Genomic DNA, 20,096 nt, shown 5'->3' on the forward strand with positions numbered 1-20,096 from the left:
GATTCGGATGCGTGGACGGGCGCACGGCTGTGACACCGTGCGCCCGTGTCTTCCTAGACGCCGGGCCGGGCCCGGCGGTTGCCGCCTAGAGTTCGAGCGCGCCCAGCTGGATGGCTTCCAGGTCCGCGCAGCCGCCGGCGGCGAGGTCGAGGAGGGCGTTCAGTTCCTTGCGGTCGAAGGGCTCGCCCTCGGCGGTGCCCTGGACCTCGACGAAGCGGCCGTCGCCCGTGCAGACCACGTTCATGTCGGTCTCGGCGCGCACGTCCTCCTCGTAGCAGAGGTCGAGGAGCGGGACGCCGTCGACGATGCCGACGCTGACGGCGGCGACGGTGCCGGTCAGCGGCTTGCGGCCGGCCTTGATGAGCTTCTTCTGCTGGCCCCAGGCTACGGCGTCGGCGAGGGCGACGTAGGCGCCGGTGATGGCGGCGGTGCGGGTGCCGCCGTCGGCCTGGAGGACGTCGCAGTCCAGGACGATGGTGTTCTCGCCGAGGGCCTTGTAGTCGATGACGGCGCGCAGCGAGCGGCCGATGAGGCGGGAGATCTCGTGGGTGCGGCCGCCGATCTTGCCGCGTACGGATTCGCGGTCGCCGCGGGTGTTGGTGGAGCGCGGCAGCATCGAGTACTCGGAGGTGACCCAGCCTTCGCCGCTGCCCTTGCGCCAGCGCGGGACGCCTTCGGTGAAGGAGGCGGTGCAGAAGACCTTGGTGTCTCCGAAGGAGATGAGGACGGAGCCCTCGGCGTGCTTGCTCCATCCGCGTTCGATGGTGACCGGGCGGAGCTGTTCGGGCGTACGGCCGTCGATGCGAGACATGGCTCCGAGCCTAGTCCCTGCGGTGGAACGCGAAGACCCCGTCCGGGTGGTTCCGGGACGGGGTCCGCTGTGGTGTGGGGCGTGGGGCCCGGACTAGGGGGTCCGGGTCACATCATGTCTTCGATGTCGGCGGCGATCGGGTCGGCGTCGGTGCCGATGACGACCTGGATCGCGGTGCCCATCTTGACGACGCCGTGGGCGCCGGCGGCCTTGAGTGCGGCTTCGTCGACGAGGTCGGGGTTGACGACCTCGGTGCGCAGGCGGGTGATGCAGCCCTCGACCTCTTCGATGTTGTCGATGCCGCCGAGCCCGGCGACGATCTTCTCAGCCTTGGTGGCCATGTGTTTCTCCCTGAGTGTTTCGAAGAACGGGTCTCGGCGCGGCCGGTACATGGAGAGCCACCCGTGCGGTCCGCTTTGTCACGGTAACGCACGGTTGGCGCATCTATGCGAGCGCATGACCGGCCTCTGTCGAATGATGACGATCAGCAGCAACCTGCCCACAACTGGTCTACACCAGTGTGCCGCAAGTGTTGCGGCTGCCAAAAACGGGCCGGTCAGGGAGGACGCCGATGAGCGCGAAGAGCGCCGCCGCAGTGCCGCAACCCAAGCGGTGGAACGGCCTGTTCCAGGGCCTGCAGAAGATGGGGCGGAGCCTCCAGCTGCCGATCGCCGTCCTGCCCGCGGCGGGCATCCTCACCCGGCTGGGACAGCCCGACGTCTTCGGCGTGGAGGGGCTCGGCTGGACGAACGTCGCCAGGGTCATGGCCAGCGCGGGCGGCTCCCTCCTCAACGCCGACCTCGGCCTCCCCCTCCTCTTCTGCGTCGGCGTCGCGATCGGCATGGCCAAGAAGGCGGACGGCTCCACCGCGCTGGCGGCGGTGGTCGGCTTCCTCGCCTACCGGGGGGTCCTGCGGGCCTTCCCCAAGCCCTGCCCGGAGGGGACCAGGGACGTCGGGGGCGGCTGCCTGGGGCCCGACTTCACCCTCGCCGAGTACACGTTCCAGAACCCGGGGGTCTTCGGCGGCATCGTCATGGGCCTGCTCTCCGCCTGGTTCTGGCAGCGCTACCACCGGGTCAAGCTGGTGGACTGGCTCGGCTTCTTCAACGGCCGCCGGCTGGTCCCGATCATCATGACCTTCGTCGCGATCGCCTTCGCCGTGCTCTGCCTGTGGATCTGGCCGCCGATCGGCGCCGGACTGGAGAGCTTCTCCGACTGGCTGGTGGGCCTGGGCTCCTGGGGCGCCGGCATCTTCGGCGTCGCGAACCGCGCGCTGCTGGTGATCGGCCTGCACCAGTTCCTGAACGTGCCGGTGTGGTTCCAGTTCGGCACCTACACCAAGCCGGACGGCCAGGAGGTTCACGGCGACATCCCGATGTTCCTGGCGGGCGACCCGAGCGCCGGGCAGTTCCTCTCCGGCTTCTTCCCGATCATGATGTTCGCCCTGCCCGCGGCAGCGCTGGCGATCACGCACTGCGCGAAGCCGCAGCGGCGCAAGGAGGTCGGCGGCCTGATGCTGTCGGTGGCCCTGACCTCCTTCGTCACGGGCATCACCGAGCCGCTGGAGTACTCCTTCCTCTTCGTGGCGCCCGCCCTGTACGTCATCCACGCGCTGCTGACGGGCGTCTCCATGGCGGTGACGTGGGCCCTGGGCGTCCACGACGGCTTCAGCTTCTCGGCCGGTTTGATCGACTACGTCATCAACTGGAGCCTGGCGACGAAGCCCTGGATGATCATTCCGATCGGCCTGGGCTTCGCGGTCGTCTATTACGCGGTCTTCCGCTTCGCGATCACGAAGTTCGACATCCCGACCCCGGGCCGGGAGTCGGACGAGGAGATCGAGGCGATGCAGGAGGAGACCACCAAGGCCTGAACCCGCTCCCCGGCAGGGCGGGAACCCGGTCCGTCAAGGGCCCTCGGATCACGATCCGGGGGCCCTTCGGCATACCCCGGGACGTGTGATCCAGGCCACAGGAAATCGAAGGTTCCTTATCTATCCCTCACCGTGTTACAACTGGTCTACACCACAATTGGTGTAGACCACGAGGTGCGTTCGAGCCCCCGTGTATCCCCCCTTTCGAAGACGCCGCCGTCCCCGTTTCCCCTGGCGACGCCTTGCCCACTGGAGGACCTTGTGACCACGGCTGCCGCCCCCGCGGCCGAGAAGAAGAAGGGCGCTGGCGTGATGGCCGTCATGCAGCGCATCGGCCGGAGCCTCATGCTCCCCGTGGCCGTGCTGCCCGCCGGCGCACTCCTGCTCCGCCTCGGTGCTCCCGACATGCTCGGCGACGCGGACGTCTTCCCCACGTTCGTCACCAAAATCGCCGGCTACATGGCCGCGGGTGGCGGCGCGATCCTCGAGAACATGGCGCTGCTGTTCGCCGTGGGCATCGCCATCGGCTTCGCCAAGAAGGCGGACGGCTCCACCGCCCTCGCCGCCGTCACCGGATACCTGGTCTTCAAGAAGGTCCTCGCCACCTTCACCGACAGCAACCTGCCGCAGGTCGAGAAGGTCATCGACCACAAGGTCGCGCTGGTGGACGCCACGGTCGACGCCGGTGTCCTCGGCGGTGTCGTGATGGGCATCATCACGGCCCTGCTCTACCAGAAGTTCTACCGGACCAAGCTGCCGGACTGGGCGGGCTTCTTCGGCGGCCGCCGTCTCGTCCCGATCCTCTCCGCCCTCGCGGGCCTGCTCGCCGGCATCGTCTTCGGTCTCATCTGGCCGGTCCTCGGCACGGGTCTGCACAACTTCGGTGAGTGGCTCGTCGGCTCCGGCGCCGTCGGCGCGGGCATCTTCGGTGTCGCCAACCGTGCGCTCATCCCGATCGGCATGCACCACCTGCTGAACTCCTTCCCGTGGTTCCAGGCCGGCTCCTTCGACACCCCGACCGGCGCCGTCCACGGTGACATCGGCCGCTTCCTCGCCGGTGACCCGACCGCCGGACAGTTCATGACCGGCTTCTTCCCGATCATGATGTTCGCCCTCCCGGCGGCCTGCCTCGCGATCGTCCACTGCGCCCGCCCCGAGCGCCGCAAGGTCGTCGGCGGCATGATGCTCTCCCTCGCGCTCACCTCCTTCGTCACCGGTGTCACCGAGCCGATCGAGTTCACCTTCATGTTCATCGCCCCGGTGCTGTACGCGATCCACGCGGTGCTGACCGGTATCTCCCTGGCCCTCACCTGGTCCCTGGGCATGCGCGACGGCTTCGGCTTCTCGGCCGGCCTCGTCGACTACCTGCTGAACCTGGGCATCGCGGAGAAGCCGTGGATGCTGGCGGGCGTCGGCCTCTGCTTCGCGGTGGTCTACTACGTCGTCTTCCGCTTCGCGATCGTCAAGTTCAACCTCCCGACGCCGGGCCGCGAGTCCGACGAGGAGCTCGCCGAGCTGCTGAAGGCCGAGGCCAAGTAGGCCCGCTCGTCCACACGTCGAAGCCCCCGCTCTCCCAAGAAGGGAGGGCGGGGGCTTCCGCGTGTTCCGGTACGTCAGATGCTGATGCGTCGGATGCGTCGGATGCTTCGGATGCGTCAGACCTCGTAGACCGCGCCCGCGTACGCCAGGTCGACCCGGCCGCCGTAGACCGCGCGGGCGTCGGCGAGGTTCTGCGCCGCGTCCGTCCACGGCGGGATGTGGGTGAGGACGAGCCGGCCGACGTCGCCGCCGCGCGCGTACTCGCCGGCCTCGCGGCCGTTCAGGTGGAGGTCCGGGATGTCCTCCTTGCCGTGCGTGAAGGAGGCCTCGCAGAGGAAGAGGTCGGTGCCGTCGGCGAGCAGCCCCAGCTCGGGGCAGGCCCCGGTGTCCCCGGAGTACGTGAGCGAGCGGCCGCCGTGCTCGATGCGGATGCCGTACGACTCGACGGGGTGGGCGACCCGCTCGGCGCGGATCTGGAACGGCCCGATCTCGAAGTTCCCGGACTTCAGGGTGCGGAAGTCGAAGACCTCGCTCATCGAGCGCTCGTCGGGGACGTCGTCGTAGGCGGTGGTCAGGCGCCGCTCGGTGCCCTCGGGCCCGTAGACGGGGATGGTGCCGCAGCGGCCGCCCTCGTGCCGGTAGAAACGGGCGACGAAGTACGCGCACATGTCGATGCAGTGGTCGGCGTGCAGATGGCTCAGGAAGATCGCGTCGAGGTCGTAGAGACCGCAGTGGCGCTGGAGATCGCCGAGGGCGCCGTTGCCCATGTCGAGGAGCAGCCGGAAGCCGTCGGCCTCGACGAGGTAGCTCGAACAGGCCGATTCCGCGGACGGGAACGACCCCGAACAGCCGACGACGGTGAGCTTCATGGAGCGTGAACCTCCGTGGACGGTCCGTGGACGGAATGCGGGCCGTGCGTGCGTCGAGCGTAAGGCGCGAAACGTCCGGTCGCTCCTCCGCGGCGGGCCGTTGTGGGGGAAGTCACCGCCTGCACCACTCATACCCAGTAATGGCAAGCGGTCAGGTGTGCGGCCCTAGAGCACAGTGCCCATGCCGCCGTGCGGCCGTGCCGGGTGCCGGGTGCCGGTGGCGCGGCTACGGTCGAGACATGGACACGTCCTGGTGGCCGGCGGTGGCCGCGGTCGTGGCAGTGGCGCTGGTGGTGCTGGTCGCCGGGGGACGGCTGGGGCTCCCCCGCCGCGCCCCGTCGGCGCACGGGTCCGGTCCGCCGCCGCACCCGCGCGCCGGCGAGCTGTGGTCCTTGGCGGACGGCCGTACGTGTCTGGTCCTGGCGGTCCGGTCGGTACGGGGCCACCGCGCGCGGGTCGCGTGGATCACCGGGAAGTACGACGACCGGCGGGCCGGGGTGATCCCGCTGCCCCCGGGGACGGTGGGGGCGCAGGGCCGGGCGGCCTTCCTGGAGGCGGACCGTCCGGCGGAGGTGTCGCTGTGGGATTTCCGGACGCGGCGAGGGGTGCTGGATCCGGCGGTGTGGGACGAGATCAAGGGACTGGGAGGCGGGCAGTGAAACCGGTGATCCGCTTGCGGCGCGTGTACGACCCGCCGGAGCCGGGCGCGGACGGGCTGAGGGTGCTCGTGGACCGGCTCTGGCCGCGGGGCCTGGCGAAGGAGGCGGCGGGGGTGGACGAGTGGCCGAAGGCGGTCACGCCGTCGAACGAGCTGCGCAAGTGGTTCCACGGGGGCGGCTCCGCCGGGGAGTTCCGGCAGCGGTACGAGGCGGAGCTGGCCGGGTCGGAGGCGGTGGCGGAGCTGGCGCGGCTCCGGTCCCTGGCCGAGGCGGGCCCGCTCACCCTCCTGACCGCGGTCAAGGACCCGGCCGCCAGCCATGCGGCCGTGCTCGCTGACCTGCTGTCCGCCTAGCCGGGCCGGCCCGGACCCGGTCCTCGAACGCCGGCGAGGCTGAAAGATCGAGCCTCGCCGGCGTTTGAGGCACGGGGTCCGGGGCGGAGCCCCGGGGGCGGGGCCGCACCCGAGACGGCCGGGCAGCCCCGCAGGGGTCAGGCCCAGAGCTGGCCCTGGAGGACCTCGATGGCCTCTTCGGTGGTCGCGGCCGTGTAGACGCCGGTCGAGAGGTACTTCCAGCCGCCGTCGGCCACCACGAAGACGATGTCCGCCGTTTCGCCCGCGGCCACCGCCTTGCGGCCCACGCCGATCGCCGCGTGCAGGGCGGCTCCCGTGGAGACGCCCGCGAAGATCCCCTCCAGCTGCAGCAGCTCCCGCGTGCGGGTCACCGCGTCCGCCGAGCCCACCGAGAAGCGGGTCGTCAGGACCGAGGCGTCGTACAGCTCGGGGACGAAGCCCTCGTCGAGGTTGCGCAGCCCGTACACCAGGTCGTCGTACCTCGGCTCGGCCGCGACGATCTTCACGCCGGGCACGTTCTCGCGCAGGTAGCGGCCGACGCCCATCAGGGTGCCGGTGGTGCCGAGGCCCGCCACGAAGTGGGTGATCGACGGGAGGTCGGCGAGGATCTCCGGGCCCGTGGTGGCGTAGTGCGCGCCCGCGTTGTCCGGGTTGCCGTACTGGTAGAGCATCACCCAGTCCGGGTGCTCCGCAGCCAGTTCCTTGGCCACCCGGACCGCGGTGTTCGAGCCGCCGGCGGCCGGCGACGAGATGATCTCGGCTCCCCACATGGCCAGCAGGTCGCGCCGCTCCTGGCTGGTGTTCTCCGGCATCACGCACACGATGCGGTAGCCCTTGAGCTTGGCCGCCATCGCCAGCGAGATGCCGGTGTTGCCCGAGGTCGGCTCCAGGATGGTGCAGCCGGGGTACAGCCGGCCGTCCTTCTCGGCCTGCTCGACCATGTGGAGCGCGGGGCGGTCCTTGATCGAGCCGGTCGGGTTGCGGTCCTCCAGCTTGGCCCAGATGCGGACGTCGTCCGAGGGCGACAGCCGGGGCAGCCGGACCAGCGGCGTGTTGCCGACCGCGGCGAGCGGGGAGTCGTAGCGCATTACTTCGATCCGCCGGCCACGGCCGGGAGGATGGTGACGCTGTCGCCGTCCTTGAGCGCGGTGGAGATGCCGTCGAGGAAGCGGACGTCCTCGTCGTTGAGGTAGACGTTCACGAAGCGGCGCAGCTCGCCGCCCTTGGCGTCGTCGACGATGCGCTCCTGGATGCCCTTGTGGCGGGTCTCCAGGTCGGCGAAGAGGTCGGCGATGGTCGCGCCCTCACCGGAGACGGCCTTCTCGCCTTCGGTGTAGGTGCGGAGGATGGTGGGGATGCGGACCTCGATGGCCATGGCTGTCTCCAGTCGTCAGGGCGTATGCAGGGGCGTGAGAAGGTGCGGCGCGCGGTTCGTCGGCCCCCCGCGGAGGGGCTCTGGTGCTCAGACGGCAGGACAGATGGCGCTGGCGAGGCGGCACAGGTCGACGTGCAGCCGCGCCACGAGCAGCAGCCTGCCGGGCGTCTCGATGCTCACGTCGTGGGAAACCATGCGGCCATGTTAACGATTCCCGGTCCCGGGTTTGGAGTGTGATCCCGCATCGTGGACGCCGACCGCTCACATGATGGTCAGTAGGCCTCGACGACCTGCACTTCTTCCTCGGTGATCACGCCGTCGACGATCCGGTACGAGCGGAACTGGAACGCTCCGAGGCCGTCCTCGTCCGCCGTCGAGACGAGGACGTAGTGCGCGCCGGGCTCGTTCGCGTACGTGATGTCGGTGCGCGAGGGGTAGGCCTCGGTGGCGGTGTGCGAGTGGTAGACGATCACCGGCTCCTCGTCCCGGTCGTCCAGCTCGCGGTAGAGCTTCAGCAGATCCTTCGAGTCGAACTCGTAGAACGTGGGCGAGCGGGCCGCGTTGAGCATCGGGATGAACCGCTCGGGGCGGCCGGTGCCGGCCGGGCCCGCCACGACGCCGCACGCCTCGTCGGGGTGGTCCCGGCGGGCGTGCTCGACGATCTGGTCGTACAGGGCCTGGGTGAGGGTCAGCATGAGCGACAGGATAAGCAGACGGGCCCTTGCGTACCGAGGAGTGGTACGCAAGGGCCCACATGGTGGACACAAGGGCCACGGGAGCGCGGTTCCCGGCCGTGGCGGGCGGCCGGGACCCACGGTCTTCGGGTGCTACGAAGCCTTGGTGAAGGCCGCGCCGCGCGGGTCGCGGGACTTCATCACCAGGTACGAGACGCCCAGGATCAGACCCCACAGCGGGGCGCAGTACAGCGAGACGCGGGAGTCCTTGTCGGCGCCCATCATCACGATGACCATGCCGATGAAGAGCAGCGCGAACCAGCTCGTGTACGGGGCGCCGGGCGCGCGGAACGCGGACTGCGGCAGCTCGCCGCGGTCGGCCTTGGCCCGGTAGCGGATCTGGCAGACCAGGATCATGATCCAGGCCCACATGCCGGAGATGGTGGCGAAGGAGACGACGTAGTCGAAGGCCTTGCCCGGGGCGACGTAGTTGATCCAGACGCCGACCAGCATCAGCCCGGCGGAGACGGTGGTGCCGATGAGCGGGGTGCCGCTCTTGGTGAGCTTGGTGAAGACCTTCGGGCCCTGGCCGTTGAGCGCGAGGTCGCGCAGCATGCGGCCGGTGGAGTACATGCCCGAGTTGCAGGAGGACAGGGCCGCGGTCAGCACCACGAAGTTGACGATCGCGGCGCCGATGCCGAGGCCCATGCGCTCGAAGGCGGCGACGAAGGGCGAGACGCCCGGCTGGAAGTGCGTCCACGGGACGACCGACAGGATCATGATCAGTGCGCCGACGTAGAAGACGGCGATGCGCCACGGCACGGTGTTGATGGCCTTGGGCAGGGTCTTCTCGGGGTCCTTGGACTCGCCGGCGGTGACGCCGACCAGCTCGACCGCGAGGAAGGCGAACATGACGATCTGCAGGGTCATCAGCGTGCCGCCGATGCCCTTGGGGAAGAAGCCGCCGTCGTTCCACAGGTTGGTGACGGTGGCGGTGTCGGCCGCGTCGGAGAAGCCGATGGTGAGGATGCCCGCGCAGATCAGGATCATGCCGACGATGGCGGTGACCTTGACCATGGAGAACCAGAACTCCAGCTCACCGAAGAGCTTCACGGAGATCAGGTTGGCGGCGTAGAGGATGACGGTGAAGATCAGCGCGTAGGCCCACTGCGGGAAGCTGTCGTGGGTCCAGTACGACATGTACTGCGCGGCGGCCGTGACCTCGGTGATGCCGGTGACCACCCAGAACAGCCAGTACGTCCAGCCGGTGACGTATCCCCAGAACGGGCCCAGGAACTCGCGGGCGTAGTCCGAGAAGGAGCCGGAGACGGGGCGGTACATGAGCAGCTCGCCCAGGGCCCGCATGATGAAGAAGATGACCAGGCCCGCGATCGCGTACGCCAGGATGAGGCTGGGGCCGGCCTTGGAGATCGCCTTGCCGGCGCCCAGGAACAGGCCGGTGCCGATGGCTCCGCCGATCGCGATCATCTGGATCTGCCGGGCGCCGAGCGTGCGGTGGTATCCCTCGCCGCCCTCGCCCTGAGTGCCCTCGCCGGGCGTCTTGCCGTGCTGCTCGACCTGCACAGAGGTCATGTCTGGTGCGCCTTTCTCCACGCCGACCCGCGCCTTGACTGGCTGCGGATCGGGTCCTCGATCCCCCCGGATACGGATGGAGTTGCACGCCGGCGGTCCGCCGGTCCAAGCGAGCCGGGGGACATGGGTGGCGTCCCTTCGGCAGTCGTGAAGATCTATCACGTGCTTACGGCTGCCCGAGGGGGAGAAATGTGGCGCAGGGCATCAAAAATTCAGGACAAAGGCGAGTGAATGGATCAGATCACCGCATCGCGGTGATCTGATCGTTATCCGGATTTGAGCGTCCGCTGAGCGAACGTCGTACCCACTTGAGGATCTTCAGAGGATCTTCGGCGGGCCACAGCGGGCCACGGGGTCACGGCGCTCGGGTCACAGCGTCTCGATGAGCGTCTCCTGCAGCCCGCCCAGCCAGAGGTACGCCATCACCATCGGCTTGCGCGGGTCGTCGTCCGGCAGCCGGAACAGCGCCGCGCTCTCGTCGTCCTCGGTGATGTCGAGACGGGCCGCGAGGGTCAGGCGCAGGTCGTTGAGCGCGCCGAGCCAGCGCAGCGGCAGCTCCCCGGTCAGCTCCAGCACCGCCGCCCCGTCACCGGCCGGGGTGAGCCCGTCCAGGCTGCGCACGACGGCCAGCGCGTCCTCCCGCTTGCGGGTGCGCAGGTCGTTCTCGGTGAAGCGGCGGAACTCCGCCGAGTGGGCGCGCAGCTCCTCCGGGTCCTCCTTGGGCCCCGGCCCGTCCGGGCCTCCGTAGGCGTCGGGGAAGAGCCGGGCCAGCGCGGGGTCGGTCGGGGGCTCGGAGGGACCCTCGGCGAACAGCGCGGCGAGCGGGTCGGCGTCCTCGGCGGGCTCCGGCTCGCCGGGGCCGATGAGTTCGAGCATCTGGACGGCCAGGGAGCGCAGGATGGAGATCTCGATCTCGTCGAGCGCGATGGCGGCGCCGCCGCCGCCCTTCAGGGGCTGGAACGTGCCGCCCATCAGTTGCGGTCCTGGGAGAGGGTCGCCCACAGGCCGTAGCCGTGCATGGCCTGCACGTCGCGCTCCATTTCCTCGCGGGTGCCGCTGGACACGACCGCCCGCCCCTTGTGGTGGACATCGAGCATCAGCTTGTGCGCCACGTCCTTCGAATAGCCGAAGTACGCCTGGAACACGTACGCCACGTAGCTCATGAGGTTGACCGGGTCGTTGTGCACCAGGGTCACCCAGGGGACGTCGGGTTCGGGTACCGCGAAGGTCTCTTCGGCCGATTCGGTGCGTTCGATCTCTACAGGAGCAACACTCACTTGTCCCATGCTGCCACCGCGAAGGGCCCGTCGCACAAACGGGTCCTAGATCTCGTCACTTTGACGAGATGTGCGCTAGCATCCGTGACATGAACCCTGCGGACCTGGGCCTGCCGGTGGACGTGCCGTCGACAGCGCTCTTCACGGACCATTACGAGCTCACGATGCTGCAGGCCGCCCTGGCCAACGGCACCGCCGACCGCCGCTCGGTCTTCGAGGTCTTCACCCGGCGGCTGCCCGAGGGGCGCCGTTACGGGGTGGTCGCGGGAACCGGGCGGGTGCTGGACGCGGTGGAGAACTTCCGCTTCGACGGCGCGGTGCTGGAGTTCCTGCGCGAGCGGGCCGTCATCGACATGCGGACCCTGGACTGGCTGGCCTCGTACCGCTTCTCCGGCGACATCTGGGGCTACCCGGAGGGGGAGGTCTACTTCCCCGGGTCGCCGATCCTGCGGGTCGAGGGCAGCTTCGCGGAGTGCGTGCTGCTGGAGACCGTGATCCTTTCGATCCTGAACCACGACTCGGCGATCGCCGCGGCCGCTTCCCGGATGTCCTCGGCGGCGGGCGACCGCCCGCTGATCGAGATGGGCGCGCGGCGCACGCACGAACTGGCGGCGGTGGCCGCGTCGCGGGCCGCGTACGTGGGCGGCTTCGCCTCGACCTCGGACCTGGCGGCCGGCTTCCGGTACGGGATCCCGACGGTCGGCACGAGCGCGCACGCCTTCACCCTGGTGCACGACAGCGAGCGGGACGCCTTCACCGCGCAGGTGGCCTCGCTGGGACGGGGCACCACCCTTCTGGTGGACACCTACGACGTGGCCGAGGCCGTCCGCACCGCCGTCGAGGTGGCCGGCACCGACCTCGGCGCGGTCCGGATCGACTCCGGCGACCTGCTGCTGGTCGCCCACCGGGTGCGGCAGCAGCTGGACGAGCTGGGGGCGACGGCGACGAAGATCGTGGTCACCTCGGACCTGGACGAGTACGCCATCGCCTCGCTGGCGGCGGCGCCCGTGGACGCGTACGGCGTGGGCACGCAGCTCGTGACGGGCAGCGGGCACCCGACGTGCTCGATGGTCTACAAGCTGGTGGCGCGGGCCGTCTCCGCGGACCCCAAGGCGACGCTGGCTCCGGTGGCGAAGAAGTCCACGGGCGGCAAGACCTCCATCGGCGGCCGCAAGTGGGCGGCTCGGCGCAGGGACGCGGAGGGCGTCGCCGAGGCGGAGGTCGTCGGGACCGGGCCGGTCCCCTCGGCCCTGGCCGACCACCAGCTGCTGACCCAGCTGGTCAAGGCCGGCGAGGTGGTCGCCCGCGAGCCGCTGGAGGCCGCGCGCGAACGCCACTGCGCCGCCCGCGCCGGGCTGCCGCTGTCCGCGACGCAGCTCTCGCGCGGCGAGGCCGTGCTCCCCACGGAGTACGTGTAGCCGCAGCTCCGCAGCCCGGGCGCCGCCCCGGACCCCGCTCCTCGCACGCCGGAGGGGCTGGAAATCCGGCCTCGCCGGCGTTGGGGGCGCGGGCGCGGAGCGCCGCAGGGGGTCTGGGGCGGAGCCCCAGTTTCGGGAAGGGGCGGGGTGGGGGAAGAGCCTCCCGCAGGGCCCGCCGCAGCACACCGTCAAGCCGAAGGGCACGCGAAATGCACCGCGCACTGATCGTCGTCGACGTACAGAACGACTTCTGCGAAGGCGGCAGCCTCGCGGTCACCGGCGGAGCCGACGTCGCCGCCGCCGTCACCGAGTACATCGGCCAGGCCACGCCCGCGTACCGGCACGTCGTCGCCACCCGGGACCACCACATCGATCCCGGTGCCCACTTCGCGCACCCCCCGGCGGAGCCGGACTTCGAGACCTCCTGGCCCGTCCACTGCGTCGCCGGGACCGAGGGCGTGGGCTTCCACCCGAACTTCGCCCCCGCCGTGGCCTCGGGCGCCGTCGCCGCCGTCTTCGACAAGGGCGCGTACGAGGCCGCGTACAGCGGCTTCGAGGGCGCCGACGAGAACGGGGCGACGCTCGGCCAGTGGCTGCGGGACCGGCAGGTCACCGAGGTGGACGTGGTCGGGATCGCCACCGATCACTGTGTCAGGGCCACCGCCCTCGACGCCGCCCGCGCCGGCTTCGGCACCCGGGTCCTGCTGGACCTGACGGCCGCCGTCGCCCCGCACACCGCCGCACGGGCCCTGGAGGAGCTCCGTGCGGCGGGGGTGACCCTGGTGGGCCACCAGGCGGGCCGGGGCGGCCACGAGGACGCCCAGGGCGGCTAGGACGCGGCCGGGGGCCGTCCCGGGAGCCGTCCTAGGTCCCCAGCAGGGCCCGGATGGGGTGCCAGAGCTCCTGCGCGCGGTCGGGCGCCCCGCGCCACAGCAGGCCGTCCGGGTGGTGCAGGACGGCCGTGACCTCGTCCGGCGTCGGCGGGTGCGCGTTGCCCCGCAGGTACACCGCACGCATCCCGAGGTTCCGCAGCCTGGTCAGGGCGCGGGCCCGGTTCGCGGCGTGCACCAGAACGCGGACACTTCCGCCCTCTCCGCACGGCCTCGGCAGCGTGAGCGCTACGACCACGCTGCCGCCTGGCAATCTGACGAAACCTCCATCGGGCATGGCTGTCATCTCCCCCGTCAATAAGAAACTCGTACCGGGCATCTAAACGCGATCGGCCGCCGCCCGCTAGAGGGCGACGGCCGATCACGCTTTGACCTGCGGTTTTACCGAATTACTTCGAGGAGGGGCCAACCTCGACGGTCATGACCTCACCGTCGTAGGTCTCCTTCAGGATCTTGATCTTGGTGTTGGTGTCAGTGACCTTCACCGATCCGGTCGGGTTCTCGTCGTAGTAGTACGTGCCCTTGCGGTCGTCGAAGACCAGCTTGGCCGGCTTCGGCTTCAGGAACAGCGACTCGCCGTTCTTGTGCAGGGTGAACGCATCCGTCGAGTACGCGCTGAAGGCGGCGTCGTACGGCTGGATCTTGTTCCGCAGCAGGGTGCCGTCGGCCCACTTCATGGGCTTGGCGTTGGCGTCGATCGGAAGGATCAGACCCTGGCCCGGGTGCTGGCTGGTGTTGTTGTCCTTCTGGCTGGTGTCCCACTGCCAGATGAGCAGGCCGTCCTGGTACGGGTAGTGCTCGACCCAGTCGGGCTTGGTGTTGCCGAAGCCGAAGTTGTACGGGCCGACCTTGAGGGTCTGGTCGTACGAGACGTAACGGCGGTTCTCGGCCAGGTAGTACTGCGCGTACTCCTTGCTGAAGCTGGCGCCGATGCGGGAGAAGCCCTTGCCCGTCCAGCCGTTGTCGCCGTTCTCGGCGCCGTCGGTGAACAGCGCGGAGCCGTCCGCGGTGAGGGTCACGGCGTCGGCGGTGAAGCCCTTGCCGCCCGCGCCTCCGTCCGTCTGGTAACGGAAGCGGAGGTCGACCTTCTTGCCCGCGTAGGCGTCGAGCGGGAAGTTCAGCGACTTCCAGGCACCCGAGACACCGGTGAGCGACGGGCTGCCGGAGGCGTCGGCCGGGAGGGCCGTGCCGTCGGCGGTGCCGGCGAGGGCGGTCCAGGTGGCGCCGCCGTCCGTGGACACCTCGGTGTAGAGGTAGTCGTAGTCGGCCTCGATGTCCCACCAGCCCTTGAGGGACAGCGCGGCGGACGTCTTGCCCGTCAGGTCCACCGACCGGGTGAGGGTGTTCTTGAGGTCGTCACCCATGCCGCTCCACCACTGGGCGGAACCCTCGGCGGGCGCGACGACCTCGGTCTTGACCTGCTTCTTCGGCAGCTCGACGACCAGGGCCTGCTTGTCCTTGGTGTTGAACTCCGAAACGCCCAGCTTGTGGGTGGACTTCGTCGCGGCCTTCGCCGTGTCGTAGTTCAGCCAGCCCAGCTGGAGCTTGTCCCAGGCGGTCATGTCGCCCGGGAGGTCGCCGATGGAGTCCTTGCCGGTGCCGAGCCAGGAGCCGGCCGACATCAGGGACCAGAAGCCGACCGAGTTCTCGCCGCCACCGGAGGTGTCGTAGAGGTCGGGCAGGCCGAGGTCGTGGCCGTACTCGTGCGCGAAGACGCCGAGGCCGCCGTTCTCGGGCTGCATCGTGTAGTCGCCGACCCAGATGCCGGAGTCGCCGATCTGGGTGCCGCCGGCCTTGTTGTTGTCCGGGCCGGTCTTGCCCGCCGCGGTGCCGTAGGCGTACCAGCGGTGCGCCCACAGCGCGGTCGTGCCCTGCACGCCGCCGCCGGCCGACTCGTCCTCGCCCGCGTGGACGATCTGGAAGTGGTCGATGTAGCCGTCGGGCTCGTTGAAGTTGCCGTCGCCGTCGAAGTCGTAGCGGTCCCAGAGGTCGTACTGGGCCAGTTTCGCCTTGATCTCGGCGTCGGTCTTCCCGGCCTTCTTCTGGGCCTCCACCCACGCGGTGACGCCGTCCTTGACGGTGTCCCACACGTTGGAGCAGTTGGTCTGGCCGCAGTAGTTGGAGCCGTAACGGCCCTCGTTGTACGGGACCTTGACCCAGTCGGCGACCTCGCCCTCGACCGAGTAGCGGCCCGAGGAGGTCTTCTCGTAGTAGGTCTTCAGCGAGTCCCTGCCCTGACCCGACGCGAAGTACAGGTCCTGGAAGTACTCGCGGCTGAAGTCCTTGCGCCAGGCCGTGCTGTTGTCCTTCGCACGGTCCGGCTGGGCGATCGTGTTGTGCAGCGGACCGGGGGTGCCGCCGTACTTCGGAACCGCCGGCTGCGGGCCGGGGCCGTCCGGGTCGAACATGGTCGTGTTGTCGACCTGGTCGCCGAACTCGACGAGGATCGTGAAGATCTTGTCGGTCTTCTCGCGGCCGAGCTCGACGTACTTCTTGTCGTCGAGCTTGACGACCTTGGAGGCGCCGCGCTGCTCGACGCCCTTCTTGCCCTGGAGCACCTGGTCCAGGGCGGCCTTGCGCTGCTGGGCCTGCTGCTCGCTGAACGGGCCCTTCAGGTCGTGCTCGACGACCTTGGCAGGAGCGGTCGGGTCCTGCCGGTCGGCCGCAGGAGCCGGGGCCTTGCCCTCGGCCTGGGCCGCGGTGACGGTGAAGAAGGTGGCGCTTGTCGCACAAGCAGCCATGGTCACGGTGACGGCGGCAGCGCGTATCGCACGCCGTCTGGCGGAATTGCTGGTCACTTGATGTCGTTCCCCTCCCGCGGCCGCGACGTAGGTCGGAACTTCTCCATAGGAGCGGGGGGTTCCGCGCGGCGCGCGTCTCAAGTGACGACATTTGACCGGAGAGAAGCAAGAAAAGACAGACCTTGACTTGCCCCTTACAACTGCACTATGCGGTCAGGGAGTTCCGGTATCCGGACGTTCCGCTGCCATACGGGGCGAAGGGCGCTTCCCGACCCCGCCGAAGGTCCGTCCCGTCCCCATTTCCCCCTCTGCCGCGGCGCGGAAAATGATCCCGTGCGCCCCCCGTGCTCCGGCACCGTGTGTTAGGTCACGCTTACCGGCGGTTCCTCTCGGGCATCTCCCGTCATAGAGTCACTTGACGCGCGACCTAGTTGAGCCGACTCCCCCTCCCCTCCCGAGGACGGATATCGCCATGCCGCGTCCGACTGTCGCACAGCTCGCCTACGGGTCCGCCACGGTCATCGTGTCGACGATCGCCATGCTGCTGCTCTCGCAGACGAGCACCGGGCTCGGGGTCGCGGTCATCTCCGCAGCCGCGCTCGCCCTGGGTCTGCTCGTCGCCCTCACCGTGCCCGTGCCGCGCCGCCGCGGCCGCCACGCGGCCGGTACGAGGGCCTCCGCGGCCCCCGCGCCCGCCGCGGAGCCCGCCTCCCACGAGGGTGCGACGCCGGCCGCCCGGGTGCCCGACCCCCGGACCGCCGAGGCCGAACACCCCGTCCACCACTGAGCGACGCGGTGCGGGCGGCCTCCCCGGAGGGAGACCGCCCGCTGTGTGCTGCGCCGCTGCTCCGGTGCTCTGGTGCCGCGCTGCGTACGCGTCAGGTCGACTGGACGACGACGGTCTTGGCCGCCTTGTCGTGCAGGCCCTGCTGGTAGGGCTTGTCGACCAGGATCGAGATGAACACGACGATCCACCAGAGGCCGCCGCAGCAAGGGACGAGACACGGCAGCCACAGGGCGCACGCCCGGCCGAGGGAACTCTTGGACGGGGGCACTCTGCCGTCGTTGAGCATGGCGACGCGCAGACCCATCGCCTTCTTGCCGAGGGTCCTGCCGCTCTTGGCGTTGAAGTACCAGTCGTACGCGATGTAGGCGACGATCGCGATCAACAACCACAGAAAGAAGGCGCCGTTGTACCAGCCGGCGGCCGCGTCGGGCACGTCCTCCCCCGCATCGGCGTCGCCCATGTCCCAGTTGACGCTGAACCCCACCAGGAGGAACCAGACGAGCCAGACCGGGATGCCTACGACGAGCCAGTCGATGATGCGCGCGACGATCCGCTTGCCGGTGTCCGCGAGCGGCGGCATGCCTGCGAGCGGGTCGGGCATGCCGGAGCCGCCGCCGTAGGGGTCACCGCCGCCGTACGGGGGAGGCGGGGGCGGGTATCCGCCGGCGCCCGGGCCTCCCGGGGGCGGCGGGGCTCCGCCGCTTCCGGGGGGCGGCGCCCCGTACGGCGAACCGCCCGGCGGAGGCGTCGGTTCCTGGGGCTTCTTGCGGAACGGGTCCTCCTCGGGCGGCTCGCCCGGCGGCGGCTGGTCGGTACTCATGGCCCGAGTCGAACCCGGCTCCGTCACCCCCGCAACGGGACGGCGTCCGTTCGGGGGAGACGTCCGGTCGGCTGCGCCGGTTGCCTCCGGCGGGTCGGCAGGGGGCCGGTCGTGCCGGGCTAGCGGGCCACGTAGGTCCTCGCCGCCTTGTCGTGCCAGGCCTGGCGGCGCGGGCGGTCCACGAGGCACCAGAGGCTGCCCAGGACGCCGAGGAAGGCGTAGACGAGCCAGCGGAGCAGGGCCGCGCCGAAGCCGGGCGGGCGCAGGGTGGCGGTGGACAGCACGCGCACGCCGAGCAGCTTCTTGCCCGGGGTGCGGCCCCAGAGGGCCGTGGGGAGCGCCTCGTACAGCACTCCGAAGAGGAGGACCGCGCCGAGGACCACGCCCAGGTGGCCGGCGATGGTCGTGTCGAACAGCCAGACGGTGGTGGTGCGTCCGCTGGTGCGGGCGGCGTCGACCTTGGCCTGCACGTGGGCGGTGGCCTCGGGGAGGAGGGGCCGGGCGACGGCCGCGGCGACGGCGGCGAGGACGAGGGAGTCCAGCGCGCGGGCCACGGCTCTGCGCACCAGCCCGGCGGGGCGCACCGCCCGTTCGGCCATGCGCTCGAACACCTCACGGTGCGTACGGGTGCCTGCCGGGCGGGAGGCGGAGCTCCCCGGGCGGTCGCCCTCGGACCCGCTCGGCTCCCAGCCCTTGGACCGGGGCTCCGCCGGGGCCGGCGCCGCGGCGCCGGGCACCTTCGGGCGGACTCCCGCGGGCCGGGGCGCCCACACCTCGGGCCGGGGTGCCTCGGCGGCCTGCGCCGTGCCGGGGCGGGGGGCGGCGGGGAGCTCGGCCTCCGGGTGCGGATCGGCCGGGGCGGCGGGCCGGGAGGGGGCGGGGGCGGGGGCGGGGGCGGGGGCGGCGGCCCGGGAGGCGGCGGGGGCCGGGGCGGCGGGCCGGGAGGGGGCGGCTGCCCCGGGCCAGGAGGAGGTGACTCCGGACTCTCCGGCTCCGGGTGCGTCGGGCCATGCCGGGGCGACGGGGGCGGGGGCGACCGGGGCCGGGGCAGCAGCGGCCGGGGCGGGAGCCTGCGCGGCCGGGGAGCGCGCCGACAGGATTCCCGTGGAGGCCTGCGCGGGAAGCCGTGCGGGCGCCGCCGCGGCGGCCGCCGTACGGGCCAGGGAGATCCCCGTCGGCCGGGCGGCGGCCTGGCCGGCCCCCCGCTCGGGCTCGGGCTTGGGCTTGGGCTCGGGCTCGGGCTCGGGCTTGGGCTCGGGCTCGGGCTCGGGCTCGGGCTCGGGCTCGGGCTCGGGCTCGGGCTCGGGCGGGCTGCCCCACGAGACCCGGTGGTCGCGGGGCCCGCCGAAGCCGGCCTGGTGCAGGGGGTCGGCCTGCCACACCGCGGGTTCGGGCTCGGCGACGGCTTCCGGCCCGCGTTCCGGTTCGCGTTCCCGTTCCGGTTCGCGTTCCCGTTCGCGCGCGCGTTCCGTTTCGGGCTCCGGCAGCGCCTCGGTCACGGAGGTCTCGTCCAGGAACACCGGCCCCGTCTCCTGGGCGGGGGCGGGGCGGCTCGTGCCCGGCACCCAGGCCGCACCGTTCCAGTACCGGATGAATCCGGGGATGGACGGATCGGGGTAGTAGCCCTCGCGGGCCGCGTGCTCGCCGTCACCAGGGGAGGCCGTCATGTCCCCAACTCCGATCGTGGCTTGAGGCTTGTGCAAGGGAGGACCATAGCCAAGAACCTCGGCCCGACAGGTCCGGTAACGGGAGAATCCAAGCCATTGAGCGAACGTCGCCCCAACGCTTTTCGGTCAGCCGAATGAATTCAGCCAATCTCCGGTTCGTTGCAGGAACTCGCGTCATACCCGGGCACATCGGCGCTCTCTCGGGGTGTGGGGCGCCATCAGGCCCCGGCACCGAACCGAAGTGAGGCCGTCATGCACCACCCCGTCATCGAGCGCGAGCTGGAACTGAAGCTGGTCCTGTCCCCCGAGCGCAGCATCCCCGTCCCGGCCCGGCTCCTCTACCTCACGGACGACCCGTACGCCGTCCACATCACCTTCCACACCGGCTCCAGCACCCCCGTCAACTGGACCTTCGCCCGCGAGCTGCTCGTCGAGGGGGTCTTCCGCCCGTGCGGCCACGGCGACGTCCGGATCTGGCCCACCAAGGTCGACAACAAGTCCGTCCTCTGCATGGCGCTCAGCTCCCCCGACGGCGACGCCCTCCTGGAGGCCCCCGCCGGCTCCGTGTCGGCCTGGCTGGAGCGCACCCTGCGCATGGTCCCGCCCGGCACCGAGGCAGAGCGGCTCGGCCTGGACGCGGCCCTGGCCGAGCTGCTCACCCCGACCCCCGCCGATGACCTGTGGCTGCGCGACCCGTGGCCGTCGGACGAGTCTGCGGACGGGGACCTGTGATGCCGGACGGCCCCGGTA

Annotated in this window: 22 protein-coding genes; 8 read left to right on the forward strand and 14 right to left on the reverse strand. The window is 70.7% G+C overall.

The genetic code is table 11. The annotated features are described in order from the left end of the window. Positions 1 to 85: 85 nt before the first annotated feature. Positions 86 to 811, reverse strand: a complete 726-nt coding sequence (gene rph, locus OG332_RS16720; protein WP_030717976.1) for a ribonuclease PH — start codon at positions 809 to 811, stop codon at positions 86 to 88. Between the two features lie 107 nt (positions 812 to 918). Beyond that, complete coding sequence (locus tag OG332_RS16725) at positions 919 to 1,203, reverse strand: PTS glucose/sucrose transporter subunit IIB (RefSeq protein WP_327414232.1); 285 nt, start codon at positions 1,201 to 1,203, stop codon at positions 919 to 921. Positions 1,204 to 1,382: 179 nt separating this feature from the next. Here OG332_RS16725 and OG332_RS16730 point away from each other — a divergent pair, with 179 nt between their 5' ends. Both OG332_RS16730 and OG332_RS16735 read left to right on the forward strand, forming a co-directional pair. Next, the gene (locus OG332_RS16730; protein WP_327414233.1) at positions 1,383 to 2,684 is read left to right on the forward strand and encodes a PTS transporter subunit EIIC; all 1,302 of its coding nucleotides are present in this window, start codon (positions 1,383 to 1,385) and stop codon (positions 2,682 to 2,684) included. 312 nt (positions 2,685 to 2,996) lie between these two features. After that, a complete protein-coding gene (locus OG332_RS16735) occupies positions 2,997 to 4,223 on the forward strand; it encodes a PTS transporter subunit EIIC (RefSeq protein ID WP_327419255.1) in 1,227 nt (408 codons plus the stop codon). A 116-nt stretch (positions 4,224 to 4,339) separates the two neighbouring features. Here the strand turns inward: OG332_RS16735 and OG332_RS16740 are convergent, their stop codons facing one another. Next, a complete protein-coding gene (locus OG332_RS16740) occupies positions 4,340 to 5,092 on the reverse strand; it encodes an MBL fold metallo-hydrolase (RefSeq protein WP_327414234.1) in 753 nt (250 codons plus the stop codon). 239 nt (positions 5,093 to 5,331) lie between these two features. On the opposite strand from OG332_RS16740, the gene OG332_RS16745 reads away from it, so the two are divergent. Beyond that, a complete protein-coding gene (locus tag OG332_RS16745) occupies positions 5,332 to 5,751 on the forward strand; it encodes a hypothetical protein (protein WP_327414235.1) in 420 nt (139 codons plus the stop codon). 5 nt (positions 5,752 to 5,756) lie between these two features. Next, the gene (locus OG332_RS16750) at positions 5,757 to 6,104 is read left to right on the forward strand and encodes a DUF488 domain-containing protein (RefSeq protein ID WP_327419256.1); all 348 of its coding nucleotides are present in this window, start codon (positions 5,757 to 5,759) and stop codon (positions 6,102 to 6,104) included. Positions 6,105 to 6,241: 137 nt separating this feature from the next. Here the strand turns inward: OG332_RS16750 and OG332_RS16755 are convergent, their stop codons facing one another. From OG332_RS16755 to clpS, 7 genes are all read right to left on the reverse strand, one after another. Continuing rightward, positions 6,242 to 7,192: a PLP-dependent cysteine synthase family protein gene (locus tag OG332_RS16755; RefSeq protein ID WP_327414236.1), complete on the reverse strand. Its 951-nt coding sequence runs from the start codon at positions 7,190 to 7,192 to the stop codon at positions 6,242 to 6,244. Next, on the reverse strand, positions 7,192 to 7,479 hold the full coding sequence (locus OG332_RS16760) for a MoaD/ThiS family protein (RefSeq protein ID WP_327414237.1): 288 nt from the start codon (positions 7,477 to 7,479) through the stop codon (positions 7,192 to 7,194). The genes OG332_RS16755 and OG332_RS16760 overlap by 1 nt, the downstream gene beginning before the upstream one ends. Before the next feature lie 87 nt (positions 7,480 to 7,566). Next, complete coding sequence (locus OG332_RS16765) at positions 7,567 to 7,674, reverse strand: putative leader peptide (protein WP_312847437.1); 108 nt, start codon at positions 7,672 to 7,674, stop codon at positions 7,567 to 7,569. Positions 7,675 to 7,751: 77 nt separating this feature from the next. After that, positions 7,752 to 8,174, reverse strand: coding sequence for a M67 family metallopeptidase (locus OG332_RS16770; protein ID WP_327414238.1), 423 nt, complete (start codon positions 8,172 to 8,174; stop codon positions 7,752 to 7,754). A 132-nt stretch (positions 8,175 to 8,306) separates the two neighbouring features. Further along, complete coding sequence (locus OG332_RS16775; RefSeq protein WP_327414239.1) at positions 8,307 to 9,746, reverse strand: amino acid permease; 1,440 nt, start codon at positions 9,744 to 9,746, stop codon at positions 8,307 to 8,309. A gap of 369 nt (positions 9,747 to 10,115) precedes the next feature. Further along, a complete protein-coding gene (locus OG332_RS16780) occupies positions 10,116 to 10,718 on the reverse strand; it encodes a DUF2017 domain-containing protein (RefSeq protein ID WP_327414240.1) in 603 nt (200 codons plus the stop codon). Then, complete coding sequence (gene clpS / locus OG332_RS16785) at positions 10,718 to 11,032, reverse strand: ATP-dependent Clp protease adapter ClpS (protein WP_030717942.1); 315 nt, start codon at positions 11,030 to 11,032, stop codon at positions 10,718 to 10,720. The genes OG332_RS16780 and clpS overlap by 1 nt, the downstream gene beginning before the upstream one ends. Before the next feature lie 80 nt (positions 11,033 to 11,112). Here clpS and OG332_RS16790 point away from each other — a divergent pair, with 80 nt between their 5' ends. Together OG332_RS16790 and OG332_RS16795 are read left to right on the forward strand one after the other, a co-directional pair. Then, positions 11,113 to 12,441 carry a nicotinate phosphoribosyltransferase gene (locus tag OG332_RS16790; RefSeq protein WP_327414241.1) on the forward strand — a complete coding sequence of 443 codons (1,329 nt, stop codon included), beginning with the start codon at positions 11,113 to 11,115 and terminating at the stop codon, positions 12,439 to 12,441. Positions 12,442 to 12,650: 209 nt separating this feature from the next. After that, on the forward strand, positions 12,651 to 13,274 hold the full coding sequence (locus tag OG332_RS16795) for an isochorismatase family protein (RefSeq protein WP_327414242.1): 624 nt from the start codon (positions 12,651 to 12,653) through the stop codon (positions 13,272 to 13,274). A gap of 31 nt (positions 13,275 to 13,305) precedes the next feature. On the opposite strand, the gene OG332_RS16800 is transcribed toward OG332_RS16795, so the two are convergent. Both OG332_RS16800 and OG332_RS16805 read right to left on the reverse strand, forming a co-directional pair. Beyond that, positions 13,306 to 13,608 (reverse strand): hypothetical protein, encoded by a 303-nt coding sequence (locus tag OG332_RS16800; RefSeq protein WP_327414243.1) that lies wholly within the window; start codon positions 13,606 to 13,608, stop codon positions 13,306 to 13,308. A 112-nt stretch (positions 13,609 to 13,720) separates the two neighbouring features. Further along, a complete protein-coding gene (locus OG332_RS16805; RefSeq protein ID WP_327419257.1) occupies positions 13,721 to 16,072 on the reverse strand; it encodes an immune inhibitor A domain-containing protein in 2,352 nt (783 codons plus the stop codon). A gap of 472 nt (positions 16,073 to 16,544) precedes the next feature. Between OG332_RS16805 and OG332_RS16810 the strand changes: the two genes are divergently transcribed. Next, positions 16,545 to 16,859, forward strand: coding sequence for a hypothetical protein (locus OG332_RS16810; protein WP_327414244.1), 315 nt, complete (start codon positions 16,545 to 16,547; stop codon positions 16,857 to 16,859). A gap of 91 nt (positions 16,860 to 16,950) precedes the next feature. Here the strand turns inward: OG332_RS16810 and OG332_RS16815 are convergent, their stop codons facing one another. Next, positions 16,951 to 17,679 carry an RDD family protein gene (locus tag OG332_RS16815; RefSeq protein ID WP_327414245.1) on the reverse strand — a complete coding sequence of 243 codons (729 nt, stop codon included), beginning with the start codon at positions 17,677 to 17,679 and terminating at the stop codon, positions 16,951 to 16,953. Positions 17,680 to 17,798: 119 nt separating this feature from the next. Beyond that, positions 17,799 to 19,346 carry an RDD family protein gene (locus OG332_RS16820; protein ID WP_327414246.1) on the reverse strand — a complete coding sequence of 516 codons (1,548 nt, stop codon included), beginning with the start codon at positions 19,344 to 19,346 and terminating at the stop codon, positions 17,799 to 17,801. A 252-nt stretch (positions 19,347 to 19,598) separates the two neighbouring features. Between OG332_RS16820 and OG332_RS16825 the strand changes: the two genes are divergently transcribed. Continuing rightward, the gene (locus OG332_RS16825; RefSeq protein WP_327414247.1) at positions 19,599 to 20,078 is read left to right on the forward strand and encodes an SsgA family sporulation/cell division regulator; all 480 of its coding nucleotides are present in this window, start codon (positions 19,599 to 19,601) and stop codon (positions 20,076 to 20,078) included. Positions 20,079 to 20,096 lie beyond the last annotated feature (18 nt).

Origin of the sequence: Streptomyces sp. NBC_01233 (assembly GCF_035989305.1) — a bacterium.
In the GTDB taxonomy this organism is placed as follows: domain Bacteria; phylum Actinomycetota; class Actinomycetes; order Streptomycetales; family Streptomycetaceae; genus Streptomyces.